This is a genomic window from Mesorhizobium sp. M5C.F.Ca.IN.020.32.2.1, from assembly GCF_004023105.1.
Lineage (GTDB): Bacteria > Pseudomonadota > Alphaproteobacteria > Rhizobiales > Rhizobiaceae > Mesorhizobium > Mesorhizobium wenxiniae.
In genome coordinates, this window is sequence record NZ_RZSX01000318.1 from 1 (window position 1) to 6,543 (window position 6,543).

Here is a 6,543-nt window from a genome sequence, read left to right on the forward strand (position 1 = left end):
TTGTAGCCGTTCAGATGCAAGATCGGCAGCACAGCGCCGTCGCGCGCCGGGTTGAGAAACTTGTTAGAGTGCCACGCGGCGGAAAGCGGCCCGGTTTCGGCTTCGCCGTCACCGACGACGCAGGCGACGACAAGGTCCGGATTGTCGAAAGCGGCGCCATAGGCATGGGAAAGCGCGTAACCCAGCTCGCCGCCCTCATGGATCGAGCCGGGCACATCGGGCGCGGCATGGCTCGGAATCCCGCCCGGAAAGGAGAATTGCCGGAACAGCTTGCGCATGCCCTGCTCGTCCAGTGATATGTCCGGATTGAGCTCGCTATACGTGCCCTCCAGATAGGTGTTCGCCACCATTGCCGGCCCGCCATGGCCGGGGCCACAAATATAGATGACATTTGCATCCCTGAGCCGGATCACGCGGTTGAGATGCGCGTAGATGAAACTCAGCCCTGGCGACGTTCCCCAATGGCCAAGCAGGCGCGGCTTGACATGGTCCAGCCGCAATGGCTCGCGAAGCAGTGGATTGTCGAGCAGGTAGATCTGGCCGATCGTTAAATAGTTGGCAGCGCGCCAATAGGCGTCGATGTCGTGGAGCTCCTGGTCGGTCAACCGGCCCTCTGAGGCTGCTATAAGATGCTCGGTCATATCTGGCTCCCATTGCCTGTTGGACTGTCGCCGGAACCGCGACATGCGCCTGTCTTCGTCGACCTGCGGCGAACCACAGAAAAGCGTTCGCGCGGTTTCAGTTCATGTCACGTCGTGTGGCCTCTATGCATCGCTGTCCTCGAGCGCCCGGCGCATTCGCTTGACAATTGCGGCGCGGCCCCTTTCGTCGGCTGCGGCGCCAACCGCCTCGCTAATGTCCAGGAGAAGCTTTGAAGGTCATTGTGCCAGTCGAGGCGGGCGATTTTTTTGGCCTCAGGCGGCGCGGCTCATTGGCGCGGGTCGTGTGGATCGGGCCAGAAAACCCCTCCTTGACCATTTTCGGCAGAAGGCCGCTGTGGTCGATATGCGCATGCGTCAGGATGACGGCGTCAATCGCCTCAGGCGGGAACGGGAATGCACCGTAGTTCAACTCGCGCTCGGACTTCGACCCCTGGAACAGGCCGCAGTCGACGAGGATCCGTGCACGTGACGCCTCAATCTCATGGCACGAGCCGGTAACGCCGTGGGCTGCGCCGTGGAAACGCAGATCCGGATCCTTATCGCGATCGCCTCTCATGCCACCAAGCCCTAGTGCGACAGGAGCACGGGCAGGCGCAGATTCGAGAGAATACCTTCGGTCGCCCCACCGAGCACGAAGTCTCTGATACGCGAATGACCGTATCCGCCCATGACGAGCAGGTTGCCGCCGATCTTGAGGGCGTGCTCCTGGAGAGCAGTTCCGATCGAACGACCGTCAATCTGAATCGAGGAGGCCCCGGCCGCCAGGCCGCGCGTCCTGAGGCTCTGCGCAAGGCGTTCGCCGATGTCGCGTCCGGGGAGCGGTTTCTCATCCGTCACGGTCACGACCGTTATCGCCGAAGCGCGCTCCAGAAACGGCTGTGCGTCGGCAACGGCCCGTGCCGCCACGCGACTGCCATCCCATGCGATGACGACTTGGCCAAGGACACCGATATCCGCGGCGTCGGGAAGAATTATCGTCGGGCGACCCGACCCGAACAGTATCGCTTCGGCAACCATGCGAGCTGCCTGATTGTCCGACTCCCAACCGGCCAGACAGAGATCGAAATAGCGGGACTCCTTTGCTGCAACATCACCCATCAATGCCGGCGGTGCCGTTATCTCTTGTGTGGTCAGGGTCACGCCGCTTTGCGAGGCTTCCCTCGCAACCGCCTGCAGCAAAGTGGTGCCGCACTTGCGACTGGCTGCTTCCACCTCGCGGATCTTGTTAGGAAGGTCGAGGAGATAGCTCGACAGCGCATTCGAAACGTCGGGTATATCGACAGTGATGGCGACAGCATGAAGCGCGGCCCCGATCTGCTTAACGACCGCGACTGCGTTCGCCGCTATTTTCGGAGGGGTCGGGTCCGGGTACGTCGTCAATGAGAGGGATGCTATGTGGTTCATCAGATTCGCCTCCGTTGCGGCAAGGTTCAAGCGACCCTCACGCCAGTGCACGCTATGTGTAGAGGCAGCGAACGGCGTCAGCTTTGATCCACCGCAAACGCGTGCAATCAAAACATCAAAAACACATCGGCGCATAGGCTTCAGGTAACAGCTAGGATCGCCAATCTCGATCAGCCTTTGTTTGCCCCTGAAGGCATGCTCCAGCACACTTGTGAGGCTCGTTCACAGCCAGTCTTATCCGCACGGCGACATTTTCCGATAACCGGGTAGGTGTCCCCTCCATGTAGGACGCCCTCTACTGTGTAAGAGGTTGTGACGGGGAGGCTATCTGGCTCAAATAGCAGCCCAATTCGGGCGCTATATGGCAGCATGTGATCGTTCCCGGTAATTCCTCATCTGCGAACAGGTCGCGCAATTCCGGACGTTGCCGCTGCTTCTCGAAAGTCGCCACACATTGCAGCGGGATCCGGCCAGAGCTTCTCCAGACGTGCGCTGTGTTCCCCACGTCATTCGACTGCGCTTTTAAGGTAAGACACATTTGGCCGCCAGTCAGGAAGAACCTCCGCATCAAGGCGATTCGCAACATGGTCAGCCGCCCAGGCGATTTGATCGTCGCCGAGGGTTGGTTTCGCACCCGCGGCTATGAATTCAGCTTGCTTGCGCTTGGCCAACTCACCCGAGCTCACCTGCTCGCGTGTCGCGGCGAGGAGTTCCTCAGTGTCCTCAGGCTCGATACCACGACGGATGCCATCCATGAGTTCGAATGCGAGCCAGTCATCGCCGGCGTCTGCGAGCGTTTCGATTAGAGGCAGCAGGCGCCTATCAAGGATAGCCATGACATCCTCCTCCGATAGGAGGTGAAGCCGTCGCCGCACTTGCACGCCTTTTCATTCAGATCATGCCTATGTGAAGTTCTCGATCTTCTTATTCAGAAGATCGTTGGGAAAGGCGCCGCTCGATTGGTTGGCGGGCTCTTCCCCATTTCCGCGATCGAGCGCCGAATCTGCTCAATTAGATCTTTGCCGGTCATCGTCCCCCCAACTCCTGCTATCACCTGTCAAGAAGGTCCTTCTACCCAACTGTATTCCACCTCCGTAAGCTTCTAGTCCAACTGGCCCCTGTCCTCAGTATAATGCCCCAACCTGCAGGGTCGCTCGAATCGCAACCGTCAGGACATCGAGAAGAATAAGCCGATGCGAGATACGTCCGCTTTCAAGAAGTGCTCAAACCTGCTTGAGCGTCCGAGATGAGGGCGCAAAGCTGCCGTTCGCGTCGGGGAAGAGGTTCGTCGGCTTCGGGTCAGATCGCCGCCATACCACACTTCGCAACTGAACAGCCGCAATGAGGTCATCTCCCGCTATTCCCAATACTGCCGATCTCATATTTGAGGACAACGCATTCGCCAGTGATTAGACCCACGGCAGCATAAAATTCTTTCCCTGGAGTCTCGCGAAAATGGCTCAGCAGCCGGTCCGGGATCCTCGAGTTCGCAAAAATTAACTCGACCCCCCTACTACCCGGTCTTGGCGGCAAAAAAGCTGGCCCCTTTTGATCCGCTCAGCCCCGAAATCGCTGCGCCCGTTTTTCTTTTATTTTCAAAGTGTTACTTCTTGACGAGACCGAGGTACGGCCCTACAATGTCCCGAGAACTGAACCCGTGGATCATCCATGCTCACATTTGGCCCGATGATCGTTCTCGCAGCGATCGCCATTGTGGCGGTGATCGGCCTTATCCCGGAAACCGCTGAAGATGCCGCGCTCAAGTTCCGCCGCCAGTGCCGAGCCGACGGAATGAGCTTTGCCGAGACAGAGGCGGCAATCGGCATTCGGAAGGCCTTCGTCCAGCTGCGCCGGCTGTCGTCCGACCAATGCGTTGCGAGGGGCGGCAAGATGGATCGTGATCAGATCAACCAGATTGCTTCCCACGTTGCCATCGGCCTCGCGGCCGCATATGGGCGTGAAGCTGCCAAGGCATTCGAGGGCTGGATCGGCTCATGCCCAGACGAGGAAATTCTTTACGATGACGCCCGCTCGGCGCGGCATCACCATATAGTCGGCGCGTTGCGCGAAAAAGGCCTCTGCTATCCGCCGAAGCGCGCCGGCATGAGCGAAGACTTCCGGAACTCCTTCAAGGTAGTCCGATAGCCAATCATCTGTTGAACGACCGCCGCACGTCATGACAGCGCTTGCATAGTCCTTACGAGTCGAGGTGAAACGCCTTTGGCGGCCTTCGGCTCTTCGCTTCGCTCAGCACCTCTTATGTTGTGCATCACCGCGGACTGTTGTCCTTGTATCTGGAAAGAGCCGTCTTCGACGGCAGGCATAGTTTGCCCTACCAGGGACAAACAAATGCCAAGGACAGGCATTCTGGACCGGAAGCACCTTTCGGAAGGCCGGGGTCATGCGGTCGGCCTGTTCTTCCCCATTCGCAGCTCTTTCGGGCTCATGACGGCAGCGGCATAGTCGGAGTGGTCCTGAAAACCCCGTGTCGCGCGCTTGTGCTTTTTTGCCAAGCTCCTCTCCCACACCATGTCCGTGCCATTCCAACACGAGCTCGAAGGTGGGGAGTTAAATATACCTCATGCCCTTGAGGGAGATGCAACGTCGGTCATGTTCCCGACGATCGGCCCAAACGGAGGGCTGGCTATGAAAACGCGCTTTTACCCATGATGGTTCTATCTGCGGCGCTGTTCCCGCATTTTCTTGCAAGTTTTCCGATTACTGGCTCGGCAACGCGTCCTGACGTTGCCGAGCCATTTTGATCCGGACGATTATTGTATCTCGCAACAACGCTTGCGCGACCTCGAGGCGGACGCTGGCGTCGATCTCCGAGCGGTCTGGCATCATCCCCGAGCCTTCCATGGCTGCCTGGCGGAGCAAGTCTAGCGCAGATCTAGCATGCAAGATCTGAGCCTTAGAGCGGGTAATTTCAGGGTCTAAAGGTGCGGGGCAAGACCGGGATTGCTCAACGGAATCAACGGCCGATGTTGCGTTGCCAGTGAGGGCGTGATTTCGGTAATGTCGAGTGTTTTCAATTAGATAACCGAAAACTTGGCGATCCCGACAGGATTCGAACCTGTGACCATCGGCTTAGAAGGCCGGTGCTCTATCCAGCTGAGCTACGGGACCGCTGGGCCGACGCCAAGGGCCGGCTGAATCACGCGCTGGGACGGCTGCCCGGCATTGCCGGTCAATGCGTCCAGGGCGTCCTGCGGTCATAGCGGAAATTCTCCGCATAGGAAATCTGGCGGCGCTTGGATTCTTTCGGCTCCTCGACACGGAAGGCCAGCCCCTCTTTCTCGGCATAGGCCACCGCCTCTTCCCGGGTGTCGAAGGTGAGCCTGATCTGGCTCCGCATATCACCCGAAGTGGTGTAGCCCATCAGCGGATCGATTTTCTTGCGCATCTCGGGATCGAATTCCAGCACCCAGTGGCCGGTCTTGGCCTTGCCGGACTGCATCGCGGTTCTGGCTGGGCTGAAAATGCGCGCGGACATGGACACCTCGTTGCTGCGGGCAAGCGGCACCGCCGCTGTATTCCCCTCATTACTGCGCAATGCCGCCGGCGGCAAGGCCGATGCCTGCCGTACCTTTCGACACGGCGGGCCACCGACGGTGACCGCGCGACGGTTCACGGCAAAAGACCCTGCCGTTTGTTCCGTTTCGTCTCTTAGGGGTCGCGCAGCCAAGCCCGGAATCTATAGCCCGCAAGGACTCGGGCCGCGGTAATCAGCAGCGGGAGCCGTTGACGAGCACGTTGTGCCGGCGCCCAAGGCGCTTGGCGAATGCCGATGCAAATCGTTCTCGTCTCGCTTTGGCACAATGGGATTGGCATCTGAATTGCTACATCTGACTTGCTAGTGAGACTCGCCAGAGTGTAGCCACAGCGCTTTGCGAAGGGGGATGGAAATGGGCTTAGCCGAAGACTTGTCTGATGTTGCGCTCACATTCGAATGTCCGGATTGCTCGCATCCGGCGGTAAGGAAGGGCTCTGCGCTAAGGACGATCGCGCACTTCAGATGTGACGGGTGCAACGCCAAGGTGCGGATCACTTATCCGCAGAAGCTAGCGATCTTCGAAAAGCACAAGCTATTGGCCGCCCGAGGGGCGTTGCAATTGGCTAGCTAAGCCTTTTCCAGATCGTCGGTCGCGCGGATTTCGATGAGCACAAGATTCGCAGAATCCTGGAGGTGGTATCGTTGGTGACGGGCTGAGGATCGCTCAATTCAAGCAGCTTCCCTGCTGGCGAAGCGATTGATGTTCCAAGCACCGCCGCCGGTTGACGCGCCGCCGAGCTAGTTGAACGCGAGCCTCGCTAGCGCCGGAGGGCGACAAGGCGCGGCTACTTCATTTTTCTATCCATGAGGAGCGCGATGAACAGCCGTGCGACTTTGGGGACTTTTCGTGCAACTCCCTGCCACTCTATGGCGTTCGGTCCGTTTTTGTCGTTTCGGGGGTTGCCTTCCAAAGCCCGGAAC

General features: G+C 58.9%; 4 protein-coding genes, 1 tRNA gene and 2 pseudogenes. 1 reads left to right on the forward strand and 6 read right to left on the reverse strand.

Going from position 1 to position 6,543, the window contains the following annotated elements:
- The 4 genes and pseudogenes from EOA86_RS17185 to EOA86_RS17200 form a co-directional block, all read right to left on the reverse strand.
- A pseudogene (locus EOA86_RS17185) lies at positions 1-641 on the reverse strand (phosphoketolase); the annotation flags it as partial.
- A gap of 295 nt (positions 642-936) precedes the next feature.
- Positions 937-1,218 (reverse strand): annotated as a pseudogene (locus tag EOA86_RS17190) (MBL fold metallo-hydrolase); the annotation flags it as partial.
- An 11-nt stretch (positions 1,219-1,229) separates the two neighbouring features.
- Entirely contained in the window at positions 1,230-2,096 is an 867-nt protein-coding gene (locus tag EOA86_RS17195; RefSeq protein WP_245497300.1) for a universal stress protein, read from the reverse strand.
- Between the two features lie 476 nt (positions 2,097-2,572).
- Positions 2,573-2,902, reverse strand: a complete 330-nt coding sequence (locus EOA86_RS17200) for a hypothetical protein (protein WP_128342739.1) — start codon at positions 2,900-2,902, stop codon at positions 2,573-2,575.
- Between the two features lie 832 nt (positions 2,903-3,734).
- Here EOA86_RS17200 and EOA86_RS17205 point away from each other — a divergent pair.
- Entirely contained in the window at positions 3,735-4,211 is a 477-nt protein-coding gene (locus tag EOA86_RS17205; RefSeq protein ID WP_128342741.1) for a hypothetical protein, read from the forward strand.
- 907 nt (positions 4,212-5,118) lie between these two features.
- Here the strand turns inward: EOA86_RS17205 and EOA86_RS17210 are convergent.
- Together EOA86_RS17210 and EOA86_RS17215 are read right to left on the reverse strand one after the other, a co-directional pair.
- Positions 5,119-5,195 (reverse strand) — tRNA-Arg (locus EOA86_RS17210).
- 61 nt (positions 5,196-5,256) lie between these two features.
- Complete coding sequence (locus tag EOA86_RS17215; RefSeq protein WP_029354278.1) at positions 5,257-5,562, reverse strand: ETC complex I subunit; 306 nt, start codon at positions 5,560-5,562, stop codon at positions 5,257-5,259.
- Between the last annotated feature and the right edge of the window lie 981 nt (positions 5,563-6,543).